Origin of the sequence: Microcoleus sp. S13_C3 (assembly GCF_036700905.1) — a bacterium.
GTDB lineage: Bacteria > Cyanobacteriota > Cyanobacteriia > Cyanobacteriales > Microcoleaceae > Microcoleus.
In genome coordinates, this window is the sequence record NZ_JAUBPT010000017.1 from 13677 (window position 1) to 35112 (window position 21436).

At 42.2% G+C, this 21436-nt stretch carries 19 protein-coding genes and 1 tRNA gene; 16 read left to right on the top strand and 4 right to left on the bottom strand.

Features of this window, described 5'->3' with window-relative positions; all coding sequences use genetic code 11:
* Window positions 1-213: 213 nt before the first annotated feature.
* From QUA16_RS07295 to QUA16_RS07355, 13 genes are all read left to right on the top strand, one after another.
* Window positions 214-1863: a DUF6930 domain-containing protein gene (locus QUA16_RS07295; protein ID WP_333102673.1), complete on the top strand. Its 1650-nt coding sequence runs from the start codon at window positions 214-216 to the stop codon at window positions 1861-1863.
* 153 nt (window positions 1864-2016) lie between these two features.
* Window positions 2017-2271 (top strand): hypothetical protein, encoded by a 255-nt coding sequence (locus QUA16_RS07300; RefSeq protein WP_333102672.1) that lies wholly within the window; start codon window positions 2017-2019, stop codon window positions 2269-2271.
* Window positions 2261-2395 carry a hypothetical protein gene (locus tag QUA16_RS07305; protein WP_333102671.1) on the top strand — a complete coding sequence of 45 codons (135 nt, stop codon included), beginning with the start codon at window positions 2261-2263 and terminating at the stop codon, window positions 2393-2395. Before QUA16_RS07300 ends, QUA16_RS07305 begins: the two co-directional genes overlap by 11 nt.
* 60 nt (window positions 2396-2455) lie before the next feature.
* A complete protein-coding gene (locus QUA16_RS07310; protein ID WP_333102670.1) occupies window positions 2456-2758 on the top strand; it encodes a type II toxin-antitoxin system PemK/MazF family toxin in 303 nt (100 codons plus the stop codon).
* A 60-nt stretch (window positions 2759-2818) separates the two neighbouring features.
* The gene (gene zds / locus QUA16_RS07315) at window positions 2819-4255 is read left to right on the top strand and encodes a 9,9'-di-cis-zeta-carotene desaturase (RefSeq protein ID WP_333102684.1); all 1437 of its coding nucleotides are present in this window, start codon (window positions 2819-2821) and stop codon (window positions 4253-4255) included.
* A 250-nt stretch (window positions 4256-4505) separates the two neighbouring features.
* Window positions 4506-4952 (top strand): SRPBCC family protein, encoded by a 447-nt coding sequence (locus tag QUA16_RS07320; protein ID WP_015175311.1) that lies wholly within the window; start codon window positions 4506-4508, stop codon window positions 4950-4952.
* Window positions 4953-5058: 106 nt separating this feature from the next.
* Window positions 5059-7209 (top strand): serine/threonine-protein kinase, encoded by a 2151-nt coding sequence (locus QUA16_RS07325; protein ID WP_333102669.1) that lies wholly within the window; start codon window positions 5059-5061, stop codon window positions 7207-7209.
* Between the two features lie 86 nt (window positions 7210-7295).
* Window positions 7296-7369: transfer RNA gene (locus QUA16_RS07330), tRNA-Val, on the top strand.
* 265 nt (window positions 7370-7634) lie between these two features.
* Window positions 7635-10979, top strand: coding sequence for a helicase-related protein (locus tag QUA16_RS07335; protein ID WP_333102668.1), 3345 nt, complete (start codon window positions 7635-7637; stop codon window positions 10977-10979).
* Window positions 10980-11076: 97 nt separating this feature from the next.
* Window positions 11077-11298, top strand: coding sequence for a type II toxin-antitoxin system HicB family antitoxin (locus QUA16_RS07340; protein WP_333102667.1), 222 nt, complete (start codon window positions 11077-11079; stop codon window positions 11296-11298).
* Window positions 11295-11534: a type II toxin-antitoxin system HicA family toxin gene (locus tag QUA16_RS07345; protein WP_333102666.1), complete on the top strand. Its 240-nt coding sequence runs from the start codon at window positions 11295-11297 to the stop codon at window positions 11532-11534. The genes QUA16_RS07340 and QUA16_RS07345 overlap by 4 nt, the downstream gene beginning before the upstream one ends.
* 73 nt (window positions 11535-11607) lie before the next feature.
* Window positions 11608-15459, top strand: a complete 3852-nt coding sequence (locus tag QUA16_RS07350; protein WP_333102665.1) for an Eco57I restriction-modification methylase domain-containing protein — start codon at window positions 11608-11610, stop codon at window positions 15457-15459.
* Entirely contained in the window at window positions 15456-16943 is a 1488-nt protein-coding gene (locus QUA16_RS07355; RefSeq protein ID WP_333102664.1) for an AAA family ATPase, read from the top strand. Before QUA16_RS07350 ends, QUA16_RS07355 begins: the two co-directional genes overlap by 4 nt.
* 328 nt (window positions 16944-17271) lie before the next feature.
* Here the strand turns inward: QUA16_RS07355 and QUA16_RS07360 are convergent, their stop codons facing one another.
* Window positions 17272-17499 carry a hypothetical protein gene (locus tag QUA16_RS07360; protein WP_333181070.1) on the bottom strand — a complete coding sequence of 76 codons (228 nt, stop codon included), beginning with the start codon at window positions 17497-17499 and terminating at the stop codon, window positions 17272-17274.
* Window positions 17441-18439 (bottom strand): hypothetical protein, encoded by a 999-nt coding sequence (locus tag QUA16_RS07365; protein WP_333102663.1) that lies wholly within the window; start codon window positions 18437-18439, stop codon window positions 17441-17443. The genes QUA16_RS07360 and QUA16_RS07365 overlap by 59 nt, the downstream gene beginning before the upstream one ends.
* Before the next feature lie 247 nt (window positions 18440-18686).
* On the opposite strand from QUA16_RS07365, the gene QUA16_RS07370 reads away from it, so the two are divergent.
* The 3 genes from QUA16_RS07370 (at window position 18687) to QUA16_RS07380 (ending at window position 20138) form a co-directional block, all read left to right on the top strand.
* The gene (locus QUA16_RS07370) at window positions 18687-18959 is read left to right on the top strand and encodes a helix-turn-helix transcriptional regulator (protein WP_333038831.1); all 273 of its coding nucleotides are present in this window, start codon (window positions 18687-18689) and stop codon (window positions 18957-18959) included.
* A gap of 316 nt (window positions 18960-19275) precedes the next feature.
* Window positions 19276-19548 carry a helix-turn-helix domain-containing protein gene (locus QUA16_RS07375; RefSeq protein ID WP_190732404.1) on the top strand — a complete coding sequence of 91 codons (273 nt, stop codon included), beginning with the start codon at window positions 19276-19278 and terminating at the stop codon, window positions 19546-19548.
* 308 nt (window positions 19549-19856) lie between these two features.
* Window positions 19857-20138: a helix-turn-helix transcriptional regulator gene (locus tag QUA16_RS07380; protein ID WP_333102662.1), complete on the top strand. Its 282-nt coding sequence runs from the start codon at window positions 19857-19859 to the stop codon at window positions 20136-20138.
* A gap of 111 nt (window positions 20139-20249) precedes the next feature.
* Here the strand turns inward: QUA16_RS07380 and arfB are convergent, their stop codons facing one another.
* Entirely contained in the window at window positions 20250-20663 is a 414-nt protein-coding gene (gene arfB, locus QUA16_RS07385; protein ID WP_333102661.1) for an alternative ribosome rescue aminoacyl-tRNA hydrolase ArfB, read from the bottom strand.
* Window positions 20664-20735: 72 nt separating this feature from the next.
* Window positions 20736-21233: a restriction endonuclease gene (locus QUA16_RS07390; protein ID WP_333102660.1), complete on the bottom strand. Its 498-nt coding sequence runs from the start codon at window positions 21231-21233 to the stop codon at window positions 20736-20738.
* Window positions 21234-21436: the final 203 nt, after the last annotated feature.

The following is a 21436-nucleotide window of genomic DNA, read 5'->3' on the forward strand; positions in this document are numbered from 1 at the left end:
AAGAGTGTAATCTTATCCCTCCATTGTACAGGCATTCGCCAGAAGGCATAAGGTTAGATGCTGAAGGCCGAATTTTTAGCTTCTAATTTTTAATTCCCGTGGGGCCTCGTTCCCCAGCTTGATGTCCTCTCCCCCTATAGGGTTTATGATTGATAAGCAGCGGTTGACCGGCTACCGGCACCGCAACAATGCTTCACCCAACGGGCTTACTCTATGGCAGCGCTGAATCGCTCTACTCTTCGTCGGCTACAAAACTTACCTCAAATTCCCAGCGTGTGGGAGGGCGATCGCCGACCCTTATCTAATGCTGACTCACACATGATGCTAGATGACGACGACGTTCTAGAAGCTGGTGGCGAGTGCATTCTCTGGGTCGATGGCTCTGAAGGAGTCGTGAGGGCTATGGACATGGTAGGCCCAGATGCCGGCCCAGAGGCGCTCGTCCGGGCCCTGCTACGGGCAATGGAACATCCCCAAAGTCCGGCTCCCGCAGTCCGCCCCCAAAAAATCGTAGTCAAAAACCGAGAAATTCAATTTTATCTGCGGGGCGTACTTCAAGATTTAGGCATTTCCATTGACTACGTGCCGGAATTGCCCTTAATTGACGAAATATTTCGAGGCATGGAAGAGGTCGCCATCAACAGACCTCCTGAGTTGCCCCCTCAGTATGCTGAAGTTTTAATGGAAAAAGCTGCTCAAATTTGGCAAGATGCTCCGTGGCGGACTTTGAGCGAACACCAAATTATATCCATTGAAATCAATCAGTGGGATGTCGCCAGCCTCTACGTGTCCGTATTGGGGCAAGGCAGAATGGATTACGGAGTTTTACTGTACCGTTCTCTAGAATCCTTGAAACGGTTTCGAGAACGAGTCGTCAACGATGAATCTTTTGAAGATTTAGAACAGGCTTTTTTAGGGCAAGACTGTTTGTTTGTTACCTTTGAAAGTGCAGCAGAGCTTGATGAGGACGACGACGAAGAAATTGATTTAGCCGATTTGCCTCCATCGGAAATTGAACCAAATTTCGGCAACCTACATCCTTTAGAAGGATTGCGATCGATTCTTTACGAAGAAGAAGCCCTCACGATGTTAGTTGCTCTCGAAGCATTTCATCGCTTTTTCCGCAACGGCCGCCGGAAATTGGGCTCAGACACTTTTCCCACTCTTAGCAGCCGCTACCGCATCCCTGTGCCGCAGCCTGACGGAGAACTTCAACAGGTATCCGTTAAAGTTTCCACGATGCCCGATGTATCAGACGAATTATTAGAGATGCTCGGTGATGACGATGATGACGATGATGACGATGATGATGAATTTGACAAGCCACTGCTGCGGGACGATTTGGTGCCGCAAAATTCATTTTTGAGTCTCGGCGCCGTACCTTGGGAAACGGTAGATTTCCTGCGCGAAAGTGTCCAGTTTCACCAAGCTGCAGAAATTGATATTAATACCGCCGGAGATGGTTTGCCGGTGGTGATGATCCAAACTTCTCATCCGAAGGCAAAAACTATGATTCAGGATTTGAAAGAAGCTGGAGGTGTGAAGGGGATTGGTTTTAATCCGGGCGAAAATCCTTTTCAGGATGAGCAATACGACTTGGGTATTTTGCAAACTAAAAATGGGGAGTTGTATTTATTTGGGGAGTTTAATGAAGACGATCCGGTGCATCAGGAAGCTCGCAAGAAGTGGGATCGCCGCTGTAAATTAACCAACGGTTGGTGCGGTTTGATTATTGCTAAAGGGTTGATGGGTGCTTCTCGCGGTCAGCCTCAGTTTAAGGATATGATCGCTTTGCTTGAGGTGCGCTGGGTGTCTGCTAAAGACTTGGGAATTGGGCCACTTCAGTTGATGCCGATGTTTTGAAGTTAGTTGACTGTTGGCAGTTGGCAGTTGGCAGTTGGCAGTTGTTAATTGGCAGTTGTTAATTGCTTTGGACTGCTAATAACCAATAACATTAGTCAGCAGTCAACCGTCATCAGTCATTTTTTTTTATTTGAATGAGCAAGGAAAATGATTATGTCAAATTCTACTCAAAAGCGAGAAGTGTTAGTCGCCCTTGATGCTGAATTCGCGGAGAAAATAGACCAACTTACTGATAATTGGACGGAGGCGATCGAACAAGCTCTCCGTCTCTGGTACGCTAAGCAAATAGAAGATAAGTTGCGGAAGTTTTATCAAAACCGCAGCCCAGAAGATATTGAGGAGGAAAAAGAGTGGTTTAATTTTGTAGAGGAACAGATAGAAGAAACATGGAGCAGCGATGGACTCTAACTCAACAGGAAAAACTTATCCTCGCCAAGGTGAGATTTATCTTTCAAGGGCTTTGCGTCAGTTAGGAGATACCAAAAAAAGACCTGTAGCTGTGGTTTCTCCCGATAAGCTGTTCGGCATTTAAAGGACTTGCGTAAGGTGCGTCAGCATCTAAGGTTTTCCGTTTCAGCGTAAGGGTTCGCGAATGACGCACCCTACTAGCCTCGTTACTGGTTTAAATGCTCCACAGCTTATCCGCAACGAGTTTACTGATTCTGTAATTGTTGTTCCTTTCACAAGTAACCTTGCAGGAGTAGAAAATCCAACTCGTGTCTTGATTCCAGCAGGTGAGGGAGGATTGCAAGCTGATTCTCTAGCTGTATGTGAAAACGTTTCTGCTTTGCGGCAGACGTTCCTAGAACAAGGCCCTTATGGTCAACTTAGTGCCGATGTCCTAGCCAGAATTCAGAGGGCTATACAAGTGTCGATCGGCATTTATGAACTTTGAATGTTTCGGAAATTCTAAATTTTGTTACAATTTGTAAAAATACTGGAAAGGATAGGTAAAATGCGGGTTGCGATCGCAGGTGCGGGACTGGCTGGAATGACCACAGCAGTCGATTTAGTGGAAGCTGGCCACGAAGTAGAAATTTTTGAATCCCGCCCCTTTGTCGGCGGCAAAGTCGGCAGTTGGGTAGATCCAGACGGCAATCACGTTGAAATGGGTTTGCACGTCTTCTTCGGCTGCTATTATAACTTATTTGCCCTGATGAAAAAAGTGGGGGCTTTTGACGATTTGCTCCTCAAAGAACACGTCCACACTTTTATCAATCGAGGCGGCGAAACTGGTTCTTTGGATTTTCGCTTTCCCGTGGGTGCTCCTTTGCACGGATTGAAGGCATTTTTTACTACATCCCAGCTATCCGTACAAGACAAAATTCAAAATGCGATCGCCCTGGGAACTAGCCCGATCGTCCGAGGTTTGATCGACTTTGACGGAGCGATGAAAACCATCCGCGATTTGGATAAAGTTAGCTTTGCTGACTGGTTCCGCAGTCATGGCGGCAACCAAAACTCGCTCAAAAGAATGTGGAATCCGATCGCCTACGCACTGGGTTTTATCGACACCGAAAATATTTCTGCTCGGTGTATGCTGACAATATTTCAATTCTTTGCTACCAAAACAGAAGCATCAAGGATGCGAATGCTGGCCGGTTCTCCCAGCGAATATTTGCACAAACCAATTGTGGAATATTTGGAAAAAAAAGGAGCGAAAATTTACACGCGGCGCAGAGTCCGAGAAATTCAGTTTGAAGAAGGTGCAGAAACCCGCGTCACAGGCTTGGCAGTAGCTAGCGGCGAAACTGAAGAAACTATTACCGCTGATGCTTATCTTTTTGCATTAGACGTACCAGGAATTCAGAAAATATTGCCCCCAGCTTGGCGCAAATGGTCAGAATTTGACAACATTTATAAGTTAGATGCGGTGCCAGTTGCTACAGTACAATTGCGGTTCGACGGTTGGGTAACGGAACTGGAAGACGAAGCCAAGCGCAAACAGTTGAGCCACGCTGTAGGAATCGATAATTTGCTGTATTCAGCAGATGCAGACTTTTCCTGTTTTGCAGACCTAGCGCTGGCAAGTCCCAAGGATTATTATAAAGAAGGACAAGGCTCGCTGCTCCAGTTGGTGCTGACACCGGGAGATCCGTTTATTAAACAAAGCAATGAGGCGATCGCCCAACACGTACTTAAGCAAGTTCAGGATTTATTTCCCTCAGCGCGGGAATTAAACATGACTTGGTACAGTGTAGTTAAGCTCGCTCAATCTTTGTATCGCGAAGCACCGGGAATGGATGTTTTCCGCCCTGCTCAAAAAACTCCGATCGCCAATTTCTTTCTAGCAGGAAGTTACACTCAGCAAGACTACATTGATAGTATGGAAGGAGCGACACTTTCAGGCCATCAAGCGGCTAAGGCAATTCTCGAAGCTTACAGTCATTAGTCATTAGTCCTCTATCGTTTTCTCTCGTTCCCAGGCTCTGCCTGGGAATGCCTATCAGGAGGCTCCGCCTCCAGTATTTAGACAGAAAACGCGAGGCGGAGCCTCTGGATCTGCGTTACCAGGCAGAGCCTGGGAACCAGAAAAAACGCGAGGCGGAGCCTCTGGATCTGCGTTACCAGGCAGAGCCTGGGAACCAGAAATAAACGAGAAATCCACAATCTAAAATCTAAAATCTAAAATCTAAAATCCCATGACTGATTGGTTAGAACACAGTGTCCAAGTAGAAGTGGCAATTCCCATCGAATTAGCGTGGCAACTCTGGTCAGATTTAGAGCAAATGCCGCGCTGGATGAAGTGGATAGAATCTGTTCATGTTCTAGAAGAAGATCCAGAGTTGTCTCGCTGGAAACTCGCAACGGGCGGGTTAGAATTTAGCTGGCTTTCTCGGATTCTCAAATTAGTGCCGAATCAGATAATTCAGTGGGAATCGGTAGACGGCTTACCAAATCGAGGTGCCGTAAGATTTTACGATCGCAAAGACAGCAGTATCGTCAAGCTGACAGTGGCTTACGGAATTCCCGGCTGGCTGGGAAAATTGATGGATAACCTATTTCTGGGCCGCGTGGTTGAATCGACAATTCAGGCTGACTTGGAAAGGTTTAAAGAGTATGCTCTGAAAGTAAAAGCCACATCTTAAATTCTGACGACTCAAGTCCTTTGGTTTTTAATTGTAACGCGAGAGTCGATCGCGCTTGGGCGTCAGTATCATAGAGATGTGCTGCTGATTCCTTCTCGGTTTAGTTATGAGTTATTGCCTAAACCCCGCCTGTCAAAACCCGCAAAATGCCGATCGTACCCAATTCTGCCTGAATTGCGGCTCCAAACTGTTGCTCAGAGAGCGTTACCGCGCCATCAAACCCCTTGGGCGCGGCGGTTTCGGCCGCACTTTTTTAGCAATAGACCAAGACAAACCCTCAAAACCGCGCTGTGCAATTAAACAGTTTTTCCCGCTATCCCAAGGTACCAGCAGCAGCGAAAAAGCAGCAGAATTATTCAACCGAGAAGCGGTGCGGCTGGACGAATTGGGGAAACACCCGCAAATTCCCGAACTGTTGGCGCACTTTCAGCAGGAACGCTATCAGTATTTGGTACAGGAATTTATAGAAGGTCAGAATTTACAGGAAGAGTTGGCGCGGACTGGGCCTTTCAGCGAAAGTAAGATTCTCAGTCTGCTGAAGGATTTATTGCCAGTATTGCAGTTCGTGCACGATCGTAGTGTAATTCACCGAGATATTAAACCCCCCAATATTATCCGTCGCCGCCTTTCTCAAACTCCCACCATTTATACTTACCCCACATTAACTGGGGAATTAGTTTTAGTTGATTTTGGCGCTGCAAAACTTGTGGAGGGTTTGAGAGAAACCGGTACAGTCATCGGTTCTCCCGAATTTGTGGCGCCGGAACAAATTAGAGGTCAAGCGGTTTATGCCAGTGATTTGTACAGTTTGGGAGTAACTTGCATTTATTTGCTGACTCAAATATCTCCTTTTGATTTGTTCGATATCAATCAAGATGCTTGGGTTTGGCGAGACTTTTTGAAGGTTCCAATTGATCCGAAATTAAGTCGCATCCTCGACAAAATGATCGAATCGAGTCTCAGTCGGCGCTACAAATCTGTAGCTGAGGTATTGAAAGATTTGCAGCCGCAGCAGTCGGCGGGGGCGGGCACGGGGGCGGGTACGGGGGCGGGTACGGGGACGGGCACGGGGGCGGGCACGGGGGCACCGCCCCTACCAGCGCCTACAATTCCCGTGCCGCAGAGGACGGCTGTGGTGCAGAATTCAGTGCCGCCAACGGTTGCAGGCACCATTTTACCTGTGCCGCCGATGCAGCGGGTTGTACCGGCACGCGCGCCTACTTGGAGGTGTGTTCATACTCTGGTAGGGCATTCTAATGCTGTTACGTCGGTAGCTTTCAGTCCTGATGGCGCGACTTTAGCTAGCGGCAGTGAGGACAAGACGATTGAGATGTGGAAGTTGGAGACTGGTAGGCGGTGGTACACTCTCACGGGTCATTCTGACTGGGTGACTTGTGTGGCGTTTAGTCCTGATGGCGCGACTTTGGCTAGTGGCGGCCGGGACAAAATGATTCATATTTGGAATTTGAATAAGGGTAAGCGGTGGTACACTCTTACGGATCATTCTGACAGGGTTTCTGCTGTGGCGTTCAGTCGGGATGGTCAGGTTTTGGCTAGCGGCAGTCGGGACAAAACTGTGCAGTTGTGGAATTTCAATAAGGGAAGGCGGATGTCGGCTTTGACTGGTCACGCTGGCGGGGTGGAGGCGGTGGCTTTTAGTCCTGGCGGGGAGTTTTTGGCTAGCGGCAGTCGGGACAAGACTGTGCAGTTGTGGGATTGGCAAAATGGTCGATCGATTTGTACTTTAGCAGAGCACGGGGATTGGGTGCGGGCGATCGTTTTTGCGACCCCCCCCAGCCCCCCTGCCGGTCAGACCCCCCCCAGCCCCCCCTTGGTAAGGGGGGGAGTAGGAGAAGGATTGACTTCCTCTGTGTCCCCAGCCGGTCAGACCCCCCCCAGCCCCCCCTTGGTAAGGGGGGGAGTAGGAGAAGGATTGATTTTGGCTAGTGGGAGTCGGGATGGTACGGCGAAGCTGTGGCGGGTGGATGCACAGGGGCGAGGGACGCTGTTGCGGAGTATGAGGGACAATTCTGGGGATGTTTTGTGTGTGGCGTTGAGTCCCGATGGTCGGGTTTTGGCGACGGGGAGTCGGGATGGCACGATTTATTTGTGGGATGCGGGTACGGGGGGTTTGCTGGAAATTCTGACGGGCCACGGGGGGGAGGTTTTGTCGGTGGCGTTTAGTGCTGATGGGGGGAGTTTGGCTAGCGGTGCGGGCGATCGAACTGTGAAAATTTGGCGGGGGATTGGGAGTTAAGGGCGATGTCAAGAGTGCCTGCTTAAAAAATTTCATATTTATGCTTGACAGGCGATTGGATGTTCTGCTATATTAGGAATTCGTGAGGACGCATAGCTCAGTTGGTTAGAGCACTACGTTGACATCGTAGGGGTCACTGGTTCGAGTCCAGTTGTGTCCATGAATTTCCATCATTTATAAATCAAGGGTTTTAGGTTTTCGATCTCACTAAGAGTTCTGTTTTCCGCTGATATTTCGCTCACTCTTCCCTTAATGTAGCCTCTCCGTAGGGTGTCCCGGAGCCGAAAAATCTGTTGAAATCGAAATAATCAATGTCCGGGGCATCCTACAAGTTGATTTAACTGTGACACTTGCGTAAGTCCTACAAGATTTTAACATTCTTAAAAAAAATATGTTTAACAATAAACCTTGAACAGGTAAAAAATATGCCCCGTTCGATTTTTTCCTTATCATATTCAGGCATTAAAGATAACCACACACGGGGGTGTGTTGGTGAATTTTTAAGATTTACAATCAAAGAAGGTTCCCGCTTATCAATTGTTTCAGCTTATTTTACAATTTATGCTTTTGAAGAGCTGAAAGAACAGCTATTGAAAATTGAAAAATTACAATTCCTGTTTGGCGAACCAACTTTTGTTCTCGATCCTCACAGAAATGAAACCAAAGCCTTCTTAATCGATCGAGAAGGGTTAACCCTCCAAAAGCAGCTTCAACAAAAACGTTTAGCGAAAGATTGTGCTGACTGGATTAGAGAAAAAGTAGAGATAAAATCGATCGCAAAGTCTAACTTCTTGCACGGAAAACTCTATCATATTGACAATGAAGTACAGGACATCAGACCCGATGGATCGACAACCATTTATCGAGTTCCATCCGCGATTATGGGAAGTTCTAATTTTACCATAAAAGGCTTAGGATTGTCTAACAATATCAACAATATTGAATTAAATTTAATCGTCAGTAGCATAGAAGACACTTATGATTTCAAAGTTTGGTTTGACCAAATTTGGAACAATGAAGAATTGGTCAAAGATATTAAAGCAGATGTCTTGTTTTATTTAGAACAATTATATACTAACTCCACCCCAGAACTGGTTTACTACAAAACCCTATTTCATATCTTTGAAAAATTTTTAGCCGACCAACAAGACGCGGGATTGTTCAGTGAAAGCAACCAGCTAGTTGATACTACCATATGGAATACTTTATTGGAATTTCAAAAACATGGCGTAATAGGAGCAATTAATAAAATTCGCACCCACAATGGTTGTATTATTGCCGATAGTGTGGGTTTAGGAAAAACCTATGAAGCCTTAGCAGTTATTAAATATTTTGAAATCCTGAACTATAGAGTTTTAGTGTTATGTCCAAAAAAATTACGCGAAAACTGGACAATCTATCACGCACAGAATAATAGTGAAGTAAATCCATTTGTTAGCGATCGCTTTAATTATACAGTCTTATCTCACACAGATTTAAGTCGTGAGTCTGGCAAATCCGGTGATACAGATTTAGGGACTCTTAACTGGGGAAATTATGACCTAGTAGTAATTGATGAGTCCCATAATTTCCGCAACAACACTAAGGGTAAGCGAGATGAAGATGGAAATATAATTCGTAAAAGTCGTTATGAGCGACTGATGGATGACATTATTAAAGCTGGCATTAAAACCAAGGTTCTCTTACTCTCTGCTACTCCTGTTAACAATAACCTGACTGATTTAAGACATCAGCTTGAATTTATCACTGAAGGCAAGGATGATGCTTTTCAAGCATCAATTGGTGTAGTTAGTCTGAAAGATACTCTAGCTAGCGCTCAACGAGCTTTTACCACTTGGTCAAAAAAGAGTATTCGCATAACTAGCGAACTCTTAAATTCCCTTGATTCTGGTTTTTTTAAACTGCTTGACGAATTAACCATAGCTCGTTCTCGCAAACATATTCAAAAATATTATAAAGATGTTGTAGAGCAATTAGGCGGCTTCCCAATTAGGATAAAACCCTTGTCTATCTTTCCAACAATTGATTTGAAAGGTAAGTTTATGTCCTACGACAAACTCAATGATGAAATTTCTAATTATCAATTGTCATTATTTAACCCTTCTAAATATGTTTTGCCGCAGTACAGAGAAGAATACGAACATAAATCAGGACAAAGATTTAAGCAGAGTGTACGCGAATATTTCCTCATCGGGATGATGAAAGTTAACTTTCTTAAACGGCTGGAAAGTTCGGTGACATCCTTTGCAATTACGATGGCAAGGACTATCGCTAAAATTGCAGATTTACAGGAACGAATTAAAACCTTTAAGCAGTTTCGAGATCAAAACCAGAATATTGAGTTTAATCAGTTAAATCTTGAAGATATTGATGATGAAGAACTACAAGCAGCTATCGAGGTTGGTTCCAGGTTTACTTTTAAGATGGCACATCTTGATACTGATGAATGGTTAAAAGATTTAGCAGAGGATAAGCAACAACTCAAGATTCTTTATAATTCAGCTTTGCAGGTTGATGAAACACGGGATGCCAAGTTAGCCGATTTGAAAAACTTGATTCAAAACAAAGTAAAACAGCCAACAATTAATAAACAAAATCAACCTAACCGTAAAGTTTTGGTATTTACTGCTTTTGCCGATACAGCAGAGTATCTTTATCAGGCTTTGCACGAATGGATCGCAACTTCTAAGCTCAATATTAACATAGCTTTAGTAGTTGGGGGAACTGGCCGAAATAAAACCACATTTGGCAAGAATGAGTTCAATCAAATTCTGACTAATTTCTCTCCCATTTCCAAAAAGCGCGACAAGATGCCATCTATGCCCCAAGATGGAGAGATTGATTTATTGATTGCGACAGATTGTATTTCTGAAGGGCAAAATTTACAGGATTGCGATTATCTAGTTAATTACGATATTCATTGGAATCCAGTCAGAATCATTCAGCGTTTTGGACGGATTGACCGTATCGGTAGTGTTAACCATACAGTACAGTTAGTGAATTTCTGGCCTACTGATGACTTAAATAAATACATCAATCTCAAAAATCGAGTAGAAGCAAGGATGGCGTTGGTAGATATTGCCGCTACCTTTGAAGACAACTTGCTGGAACCGGATGAAATTGAAGAGTTAATTCAAACGGATTTAAAATATAGAGATAAACAGTTATTACGATTGCAGAATGAGGTATTAGATTTAGAGGATTTCAACGAAAGCGTTGCCCTCAATGAGTTTACCTTAGATGACTTTCGCATTGAACTAAGTAATTACTTGCAAAGGAACCAGAAACAGCTAGAAGATGCACCTTTGGGTATTTATGCAGTCGTTCCACCAGCGTCTGAAAATCCGATAATTGCACCAGGAGTAATTTTTTGTTTAAAACAGAAAGGTGATACTTCGGGAAATGAGCAGGTTAATCCTCTGCAACCGTACTTTCTGGTGTATATTAGAGAGGATCAGGTAGTACGTTTCAGTTTTGCTCAACCTAAGCAGATTTTAGAGATGTTTCGGTTGTTATGTGCGAATCAGGCGCAAGCTTATGACTCGTTGTGTAATTTGTTTGACAACCAGACCAATAACGGGGAAGATATGAGTGTTTATAACGATTTGCTTGAGAGGGCAGTTGATTCGATTACTCGGACTTTTAAAAAGCGGTTAGGTAGTAATTTGTTTAAGTCTGGTAAAGGTGCGGTAATGCCAGAACACAAAAAACAGGTGACAAGCAAAACTGATTTCGATTTAATTACATGGTTGGTGATTAAAGATGAATGAACGAGAGATGAAAGATAAAATAGCCTAATCTATCCCAAATTTTGATTGTAATATTGGGGATAAAATCAAAATGTTATTTACTGAAAAGAGGTAATCTATGTCAACTATCAAAATCATTGTCGAAAAACATTCTGATGGCTATGTTGCTTATCCACTAGGCATCACAGGCGTTGTCGTTGGTGAAGGCAACACATATGAAGAAGCACTAACCGATGTCAAATCTGCACTCCAGTTTCATATCGAAACTTTTGGTAGTGATGTGATAGAGTCAGATTTTCCATTGTCGGAAGTCTTTCTAACAGAGATGAGTATAGCATGACAAAATTTCCTAAAGATATTCCCAAATCTAAAGTTATTAAAACTTTAGAAATTTTGGGTTTCCAAATCATTCGAGAAAAGGAACATATTTCTATGATTCGCATGAATGATGATGGGACAACAACACCTTTGACATTACCAAATCATAATCAAATCAAAGGTTCAACACTTAGGTTAATTTGTACTCAATCAGGAATCACTAGAGAAGAATTTATTACCGCCTATGAGAATTGTTGAAATAGGCCATAGCATACTTTCGCTAGATGATTTACCTACTAGACACCAATACCTCTATAGTGGAGTATTAAAGATGAATGAACAACACATGAAAGATAAAATTGCGAAATCTATCCAAAATTTAGCTGCGGGTAATGCAGCCCAGAAGCTAGAGCTATTATTCCAAACTCTAGGATATACGACGCAAAGAAAATTTGAGTTAGATAGCAATCACCCTGAAGATTTTATCGATACTTTTGGATTTGGGGATATCAACCAGCAACGGGCCAGTTTATCTCAATGGAAGTCCGTTGATTTTTTGTTTCAACTAACTGAAGATGAGATTAAATCCAATGGTCAATTAGGATTTTCTAGTAACATAGATAAAAATTATCTGCAATCTTATATTTTCTTGGCGGTTGAGCTGCGCGAGAATGATTACACACGCAGTCAGCTATCGGATATTACTCGCGAAGTTAACCGTCAATCTGATATTCCGATTATGGTTTTATTCCGACATGGTGAGTGTTTTACTTTGTCGATAATTAACCGCCGTCCTAATAAACGAGAAACTTCTAAGGATGTTTTAGAAAAAATCACTTTAATTAAAAGTATTAATATTTTTCAGCCCCATCGCGCTCATATTGAAATACTTTTTGACCTTTCATTACCTCAGTTGTTTAAACAGTATCAATTTACCAACTTTGACCAATTACATGAGGCTTGGCAGAAAACTCTTGATACTTCTGAACTAAATAAACGGTTTTTCAAAGAAGTAGCTAACTGGTATTTTTGGGCGGTACAAAATGTTACTTTTCCCGAAGGTGCGGGGGGAAATGTCGAGATTCGTAATGCTACTAGCGTTATTCGTTTAATTACGAGATTGATTTTTGTTTGGTTTCTCAAGGAAAAAGGGTTGGTACCAGATGATTTGTTTAACTATCAAAGGGTACAGCAATTAATCAAGTCCAATGAACCGACAGAAAGCACTTATTATAAAGCGATTTTGCAAAATTTATTCTTTGCAACGCTGAATCAGGAGATGAATACTCCTAGTAAACCTGATAATCGTAAGTTTAGAAATAAGGCGAAGCAAGCAGGGGGACGTGACCAAAATTACATGGTGCATAATGTCTATCGCTATGAGGATTATTTTTACGATTCCCCAGCGATACTCAGATTGTTTGATAATATTCCTTTTCTGAATGGTGGTTTATTTGAATGTTTGGATAAACCCGATCAATATCAGCCTAAACAAATTGTCCGCATTGATGGTTTTTCGGAACGTCAGGATAATCGGCTAAATATTCCTAATTGTCTATTTTTTAGTGAATCCGCTCAACAAATTGATCTGAATGATGTTTACGGGACAAAAAACAAGCGCTATACGGTGCGAGGTTTAATTAATATTTTTCATAGTTATAAGTTTACTGTTACTGAAAATACCCCGATTGAGGAAGAAATTGCCCTTGATCCTGAGTTGTTAGGGAAGGTGTTTGAAAATTTACTCGCTGCTTATAACCCGGAAACGAATACAACTGCTAGGAAGCAAACCGGATCTTTTTATACGCCGCGTGAAATTGTTGATTACATGGTAGATGAGGCATTAATTGCTTGTTTGGAAGGTAAATTGACTTCACTCAGTGGAGAAAAAGAAGTGAATCAAAGGTTGCGCCATCTGTTTGCTTATAATAATCAGTCGCATCAGTTTACAGATACAGAAGTATCAGGATTGATTGAGGCGATTGATAATTTGAAAATTCTCGACCCGGCTTGCGGTTCGGGTGCTTTTCCGATGGGTATTTTGCATAAGTTGGTGTATATTCTGAGTAAGCTTGACCCGCAAAATGGCAGATGGAAGGAAAAGCAAATATCTAAGGCTAGTGAGATTCCTGATGGCACGATTCGAGAAAAGGTAATTGAGGATATTGAGCAAGCTTTTGAGCATAATGAGTTGGATTATGGACGGAAGTTATATTTAATTGAAAACTGCATTTATGGGGTAGATATTCAGCCGGTGGCTATCCAGATTTCTAAGTTAAGGTTTTTCATTTCGCTGATTGTTCACCAAAATATTGATAATTCTCAGGAAAATCGGGGTGTACGTCCTTTACCGAATTTGGAAACTAAGTTTGTGGCGGCTAATGCTTTGATTGGAATTAAAGGGGCTGCTGATTTTACTTTACGTGATCCTCGCATTGAACAAAAGGAAAAGGAATTAGCAGAGGTTCGCAAAAGTTATTTTATGGCTCGTACTCCTAAAACTAAGGCTAAGTATCGAGAATTAGATGATCAAGTTCGTCATCAGATTAGTGAGATTCTTAAAAGTGGTGGCTTTCCGAGTGAAAGTGCGGCAAAGTTGGCTAATTGGAAGCCTTACGAGCAAAATGCTGTGGCTGATTTCTTTGATTCAGAATGGATGTTTGGGCTAGGTGATGGTTTTGATATTTGTATTGGCAATCCGCCCTATGTGCGCCAAGAACAAATTAAAGAGTTTAAACCCATCTTTAAAAGTCAGTATGATTGTTATACAGGTGTAGCTGATTTGTATGTTTATTTTTATGAGCAAGGGTTAAAGCTCCTGAAAAATCAAGGTATTCTCTGCTACATCTCATCAAATAAATATTTTCGCTCTGGTTACGGGGAAAAGCTGCGTAAGTTTTTAGCTAAGGAATCGACTATTCAGCAATTAATTGATTTTGGTGATGCACCGATTTTTACGGCTATTGCTTACCCTAGCATCATTATTGCTAGTAAAGAACAGCCTAAAAATCATCAAACTCGCGTTTTAAATTGGGAATTAGGGCAACCTGTCGATCAGTTTGCTTTCGTGTTTGAAAATCAGAGCTTTTTGATGGCACAAAAGGAGTTGACTGCTGATGGTTGGCGGCTAGAGTCGTCAACTGTTCTCAATTTGTTGGGAAAACTGCGAACAACTGGTACACCGCTAGGGGAATATGTGAATGGCAGATTTTATTACGGTATTAAAACTGGTTTTAACGAAGCATTTGTGGTGGATAGAGAAACGCGAGATAGGCTAATTGCTGAACATCCATCATCGGCGGAAGTTCTCAAACCTTTTTTGCGTGGAAGGGATGTTAAAAGATGGAGTGTAAATTTTGCCGATCAATATTTAATTAAGATCGAGTCATCTGAAAATAAAAAACACCCGTGGTCAAATAAAGCAAACTCAGAAGCGGAAAAAGTCTTTGCGAAAACCTACCCAGCTATTTATAAACATTTTCAGCAATTTAGAGATTCTTTAATCAAAAGAGAAGATCAGGGGAAGTATTTTTGGGAGTTGCGCTCATGTAAATATTGGCAAGAATTTGAGCAGCCTAAGATTATTATTCCTGCAATTACTCAAAATGTTGAATATGCTGCTGATTTTGTCGGTTATTTCAGCAATGATAAAACTTCTATTTGTGTTATAGAAGATGTTTGTTATGTTCTTGGTATCCTCAATTCACAACTGATGTGGTGGTTTATCCAAAATACTGCTGCTTCAAAACAAGGAGGTTTCTATGAGTTCAAGCCGATGTACGTTTCAAAACTACCTATAGTCAAATCAGAGCGCCCTGAATTAATTGAAACCCTAGTTAATTACATAATCTACCTCACCGCCGAACTCAAAGATATTCCTAGTCATGGCGAAAAGATGGTAGAAACAGCAGAAGACAAACTGATGCTGAGTTATTTTGAGCAAGTTGTTGATGCGCTGGTGATGGAGTTATATTTACCGGAAGAATTGCACAGCCATGACAAATACTTCATGAGTCATGTGTTATCGGAAAATCTTCCCGCTTTCGATACCATCAAAGGTGATAAAATGCCAGTGCTGAGACAAATCTTTAAACGAATATTTGACTCTGAGCATCCGATTCGGGTTAATATTTATTTTTTGAATAGTTTAGAAGTCGTGCGGATTATTAGAGGTTTAGGATGAGAATTATTAAAGTTGAGATTAAAAATTTTCGTGCTTTCTACAATCATCATATTGTCGAATTAGCAAAAGTTGGAAAACGTGGTCAACAAAACTTACTGATTTATGGTGAAAATGGTAGCGGTAAATCCTCCCTTTTATTAGCACTTCAGTATCTGCTTGAATCTGGAATTAATAATAATCTAGAGTTTCAGCACTATAAAAATATCTTTGCACCGGAAACTGACGAAGGCTATATCAAATTCTTTTTGCGACAAAACCTGCATACCGCCCAAATTGTTCACGAGTGGTCATCTACCACCCGCACTACCAACGATCCAGACATAATTGCCGCATCTCAAGCTAAAGGTATCCTAGACTATAAACGTTTACTTGAAGTTCATTTTATCCATCACAAAGAGTCCGAAGTCAATATTTTTGAGCTATTAGTTCATAGCCTGTTAGGACAGTGTATTAATGACCTTCATCCTCTGCAAAAAACCTTTCCTGATAACTGGAGAGACTTACTAGCAATTGTTCCAAAACAAAAAAATCACAAGCGCAAAATTGCTATTTTTGAAGCCGAAAGCCAAATCTTTAATCAAGGACTACGCGCCAAGCTCAACGAGTTAGAGCAAAAAGCTACACAACTGATGGAATACTTTGGCTATAAAATTGTCATTTCTTTACATTTTCAAGGCATTACTTTTGATAACACAGCCAAATATAGAGACGACCAAAAAGAAAATTGTATTGACAATCGGAAGATTTTATTAAAAATTAAGTTCCTAGAACGCGAAATATCTAGTCCACATCACTTCCTGAATGAAGCAAAACTCTCTGCTATTGCGATCGCGCTTTATTTTAGCTCTCTCCTCGTAGCACCGAAACCCCAACTCAAACTACTCGCCTTAGATGATATTTTTATTGGCTTAGATATGTCTAATCGCCTCCCTTTAATTGATATTATCAAAGATCAATTCAGCGATTACCAAATATTTTTGATGACCTACGATCGGGAGTGGTATGAAATTCTTAAACAGAGATTTGAGGGTAACAAATGGGTTTTTCAGGAACTTTATTGCGGAAAAATTACAGATGATTTAGAAATTCCTGTCTGGAAGCAAGACACTGATTATTTAGACAAAGCTCAACAATATCTCACCCCGATTCCTCCTCAAGCTCCGGATCTCAAAGCATCCGCTGTATATTTGCGTACCGCCTTTGAAGTCATCCTCAAAAAATTCTGTGATAAGCATTACTTAAAGGTAAAATATCAAGAAGAGTCTAAAAAATTAACAACAGATGACTTTTGGCAACCAATGATCGCCTACAAGAAACAGGATAACACGGAGTTTGTAAGTTTAACCTGCAAACAAAATATTGAATTATATCGTTCATTAATTATGAACCCTCTAAATCATGCACGAATTACCCAAACTTACGATCGCGAAATTCAAGAAGCAATTGATGCAGTAAAAACTCTCAAACATGAGTTGGGGATATGATATTAAACTAATACTGAGTGATATCGACAGAAAACCTCATGACCGAACTGTTAGATGAGGCGCGATAGATAGAAATCGCGACCCCGATCAAAAGCCAAGCTAAAACTTGCTTTGACAACGCTTGTAAGGCAGCCTTAGCTATTGAGGGGGCGCTCTACGTCCAAGGCTTTTTGGCCGTGCCCAAAGCGCCCTACAAGCCGATCGACAATCCGACTTTCAACCAGTATAAACGATCGCCCCCCTGCATCCCCAAATGATATGAAATCAGATCGATCGCCTACCAGCCCCTTCCGGGACACGGCTGTGATGCCGTGTCCTTACCCGTAACTTATCGGCGACAGCCTTCGGCGATCGCCCTTAACACCGCTAGCCGCACTTCTGGATGAAATTTCTCAAGCCCGTTAGCCCGAAAAATCCAGTGTCCGCCGCCCGCGTGCTCGATCGCAATTTTCTGACCGTCAGGCAAAACTATTTGCCACCAATTCAACACACTGGCTTTAATAAGGTGGCACTGAATTTCGTTCAGTTGAGCCTCCATTAATTTCAGTTGACGCATGATAGGATTTTGGGCAGATGACTTCATGATTTTTCTCATTAAATGAATTCGACTGTTTCTCGGCTTTGATTTCAGTTTGCCGATTTTTTAACTTAACTTCACCTTCCGAAGTTTTTGCCTTAACTTCCCTTTCCGAAGTTTTCGCTTTCACTTCCGTTTTACCACCTTTAGGCTCAACTTTCACTCCAAAACCTTTAGACTTAACTTTTCCTGGGGCAGAAGTTGCAGTCTGTTCCGTGGCCGGCTTCTTAAACTCCGCGTCTAATTGGTCTAAAATCTCCTCTTGTTCGGGAGTATGTTCCGCTGGCTGGTCTGAATTTCTGGGATTGTATTCGCCAACCAACCTTGCCAAAAATTCCGAAATTGACAGTCCGGCTGCGGCTGCTTTTTTCGTTAAAAGGGCGTAGGTGTCGGTTTTAATGCGAATTTGTTTGAGCCGGAGGTTGGGATTGTTGTCAACGGTTTCGGCAATAGTTACTGCGGTAATCCTTTCTTTTGGTATGACATCCACAACTTCTTGCCACTTTTCCTGTAAACGACAGTCGCCATATTGGTCGGTAATTGCGTGTTTGAACAAAGGGACAACTTGAGCAACGCAGCTAGGCAAAATCTCAAATCCTGCTTTAATTAAGCGCAGGCAAATGCTCGCAGCTTTGATAATTTGTGTGCAGTAAAAATACTGCCGACCTAATGCTTGTTCGCAGTAACTTTTAAAAGTTTTGAACTTGTCTTTGTACAATCGCAGCTTTCGGATCGCGTCCAGCATGATTCCTTGACGCACGTAGTCTAGGAATCCCCTTTTAATTTCGCCTGTCAGGTAGTCTAAATCGTGAAAGGGAGATTGACTCTGGATTTCTTCTTCAAAGTCTAGCAGCGGGCCTGCAAAGTGAAAGTTGGAGGCGACATCGCCTAGGTAGAAGTTGTCAATTGATGTGGACATGATCTGGAATGGTTCGAGAAAGGGCACGATAGCACGGAAGTTGTGCGATCGCAAAGTAGAAGTTTTGGTCTGGATCTTTGATACAATTTTGAGTTGGGTTGTCCTGTGAGGTCGATCGACCTTTTACATCGCATCACCTCAAGGCGGTTATTCAAAACTGCAGGTTTTGGCTGTTCGGCCTGACCGACCAGCTTTTGTTCTGTCACTTGTGTCTCATTATGAGATGTCGATTTAAATTTCGTCAACTATGACATCTCAATTTGAGATTTATGTTACAATGTCATCAAGAAAAGAACGAAGACAGGAGGGCAATTCACCATTGGAAGCCCTAAGAATCAACAAAACAGACTTATCACAAGATGAGTTTGCTTTTAGATGCGGGATTCCCCGGGCCACGTATCATAGATGGATATCTGGAGCCACAGAACCAAAATTTTCTCTCTTTCAGTTGAAAGCTATTTGCCGAGAACTAAAAATAGAAAAAATCGATGAACTTCCAGAGAGCTTTGGGCCGAATTAGCAATTAAATTAAACCAACAGTTAAAAAATTATTACTGCTGATACAATCTTGAGTTGGGCACTCTTGTGAGGTCGATCGACCTTTTACATGGCATCACCTCCTCGGCGTTGAGAAAAAGGGGCTTGAGGTATGCGCCCAACCCCCGAAAATACGCTTGGGTATGCAAGCACTATTGATAGACACGAAAAATGAGGCGGTTCTTCAAACCTGCATTTTGACGAAAGGAGGCTCGCCCAACCGCTTTGCTATGTCGTTATTCGTAGTTTAGTCAAAATTAAGGCTTTTGTCAAGGGTAAACTACGAAACATTCTGCACCATGAATCAAGAAGTACGGGATTTATACGAAATGAGCCTTGCAGAAATTAGAGAATACAGGGGCTTTAGTCGCCGAGAGCTTAGCCAGCAACTGACGGGGAAAGTCTCTGAAGATACTTTGTATTCAATAGAAAAAAGAAAACAAAAACCCAGAGTTGATACTGCAATAGCCATCTGTACAGCCCTAAATATTAGCTTGAAACAGTTCTGTCACTCGATCGGGCTAGATGTTTCAGGACTTGTTGATGATTACGTTCCGCCGAGGAACAGCTAACAAACAGAGCTAAATCATGGTCTTGATATTTGATACAATTTTAAACTGTCCTGTGAGGTTGATCGACCTTTTACATGGCATCACCTCCTCGGCGTTGACGAAAAGAGGCTTGAGGTATGCGCCCTTGCCCCGAAAATACGCTTGGGTATGCAGGCATAATTGATAGACACAACAAATAAGGCGGTTCTTCAAACCTGCATTTTGACGAAAGGAGGCTCGTTGAGCGGCCTTTCTTTTGCCTACCAACATGAAGTTTACGTCTTATTCAAGTTTTTGTCAAGACGTTTACATCATGAATATTTCGTCCTATGATAGAAGAAGATTTACAAGAAAAGGAGAAGTCTCCATTGAGACTACTCAGAGAACAAGCTGGACTAACACGCCCTCAAGTCAAAGAAAAAATCGGAATTTCCGAGCGAAGACAAGCTGACTGGGAATTAGGCAAGGCTCTACCTAATGCTGAAAACATACTTGCTATGGCTAACCTATACCAGGTTTCTCTAAAAACTATGTTTGAGCTTTTAGGATTAGACGTAACTAAAATTCCCGATGACTTACCAAGTCGTGAGCCCTCGCCGAACGACAACTAACCTGCTGGGGTTCGGAAATGTCTAGGGAAAGGCGCTTGAGTCATCCACCCAAGCCCGGAAAATACTAAGGCTATAACTAAAAACTCAGAAGCCCGATCGACCTTTCATCGATCAATCCGTGACTTTCCCTCTCAAAGCTTTAATCTGCCCTCGCTTGGTTTTGCTATCGAGACGCTTGCGCTGGGAACTACGAGTTGCTTTGCTGGGTTTGCGCCTTTTCGGTATGACGATCGCACTTTTAATGAGTTCTTGCAGCCGTCTCAAAGCCTCCTCCCGGTTTTGTTCCTGGCTGCGGTGTTCCTGGGCTTTGATGACAATCACACCTTCGGAGGTGATGCGCTGGTCGTTGATTTGCAACAACCGCTCCTTGTAGCGATCGGGCAATGAGGAAGCGGGGATATCAAAGCGCAAGTGAATCGCACTCGCCACCTTATTTACATTTTGTCCCCCCGCGCCTTGAGAGCGAATCGCACTAATCTCGATTTCGCCATCAGGAATGAACACAGTATTAGAAATTTGTAACATGATGAATAAGTGAAATTAAAGATACTGAGAAAGCAGTGCATCTTTTATATATAACTTACTTGGGTAGATCAATTATTTACACTTCTTAGCTGTCAGGATGAATTCGATGAGCCTTTTTCTATCCCATAACTCTACGTCGTTAGATTCAGCAAGGTTGTAAGCATTTTCTGTAAATCTGTTGTTGGTGATGACTCTTCCTTTATTTCCTTTGTAATGTCTGACGGCTCCTGCTACTTCTTGAACTGCTTTAATCCCAACCGGATTTTTGCTTCTTTTCGCTTGAACCACGGTTTTTAATCCATCTTTGTATAAAATTAAATCCGCCCCATAATCTTGACTATCTTGAGTTAAAGTAACACCATAACCAAAATTTCTAAAATGGACATCGAGAAATCTTTCAAACTCTTTTCCTGTCATTTCATCTACTTCCAAAATGCCACTGTCTAATAAACGTTTTTTTTCCTCTTCTTCTTTTCTCTCTTCTTCTTTCTCTTCTTCTTTCCATCTATCAACTACCGATTTTGCAATAGCAACTGCAACGGCAGCGCCTCCTACTATAAAAGGCCACATAATATTACATTGATTTAAAAGGATTATTTATTATACCAGATTTACTCAGTATAGTTATCTCCCAAGATCACAAGCACATTGTGATCTTAATTACTGATAAATTAAACGTAAAATCCTCTTCTTTTAAGACCCTGACCTTGGACTGGGGCTTTTTGTCTGCACTCAAGTTCAAGTATTATTGACACAGTTAGGCGATCGCCCGA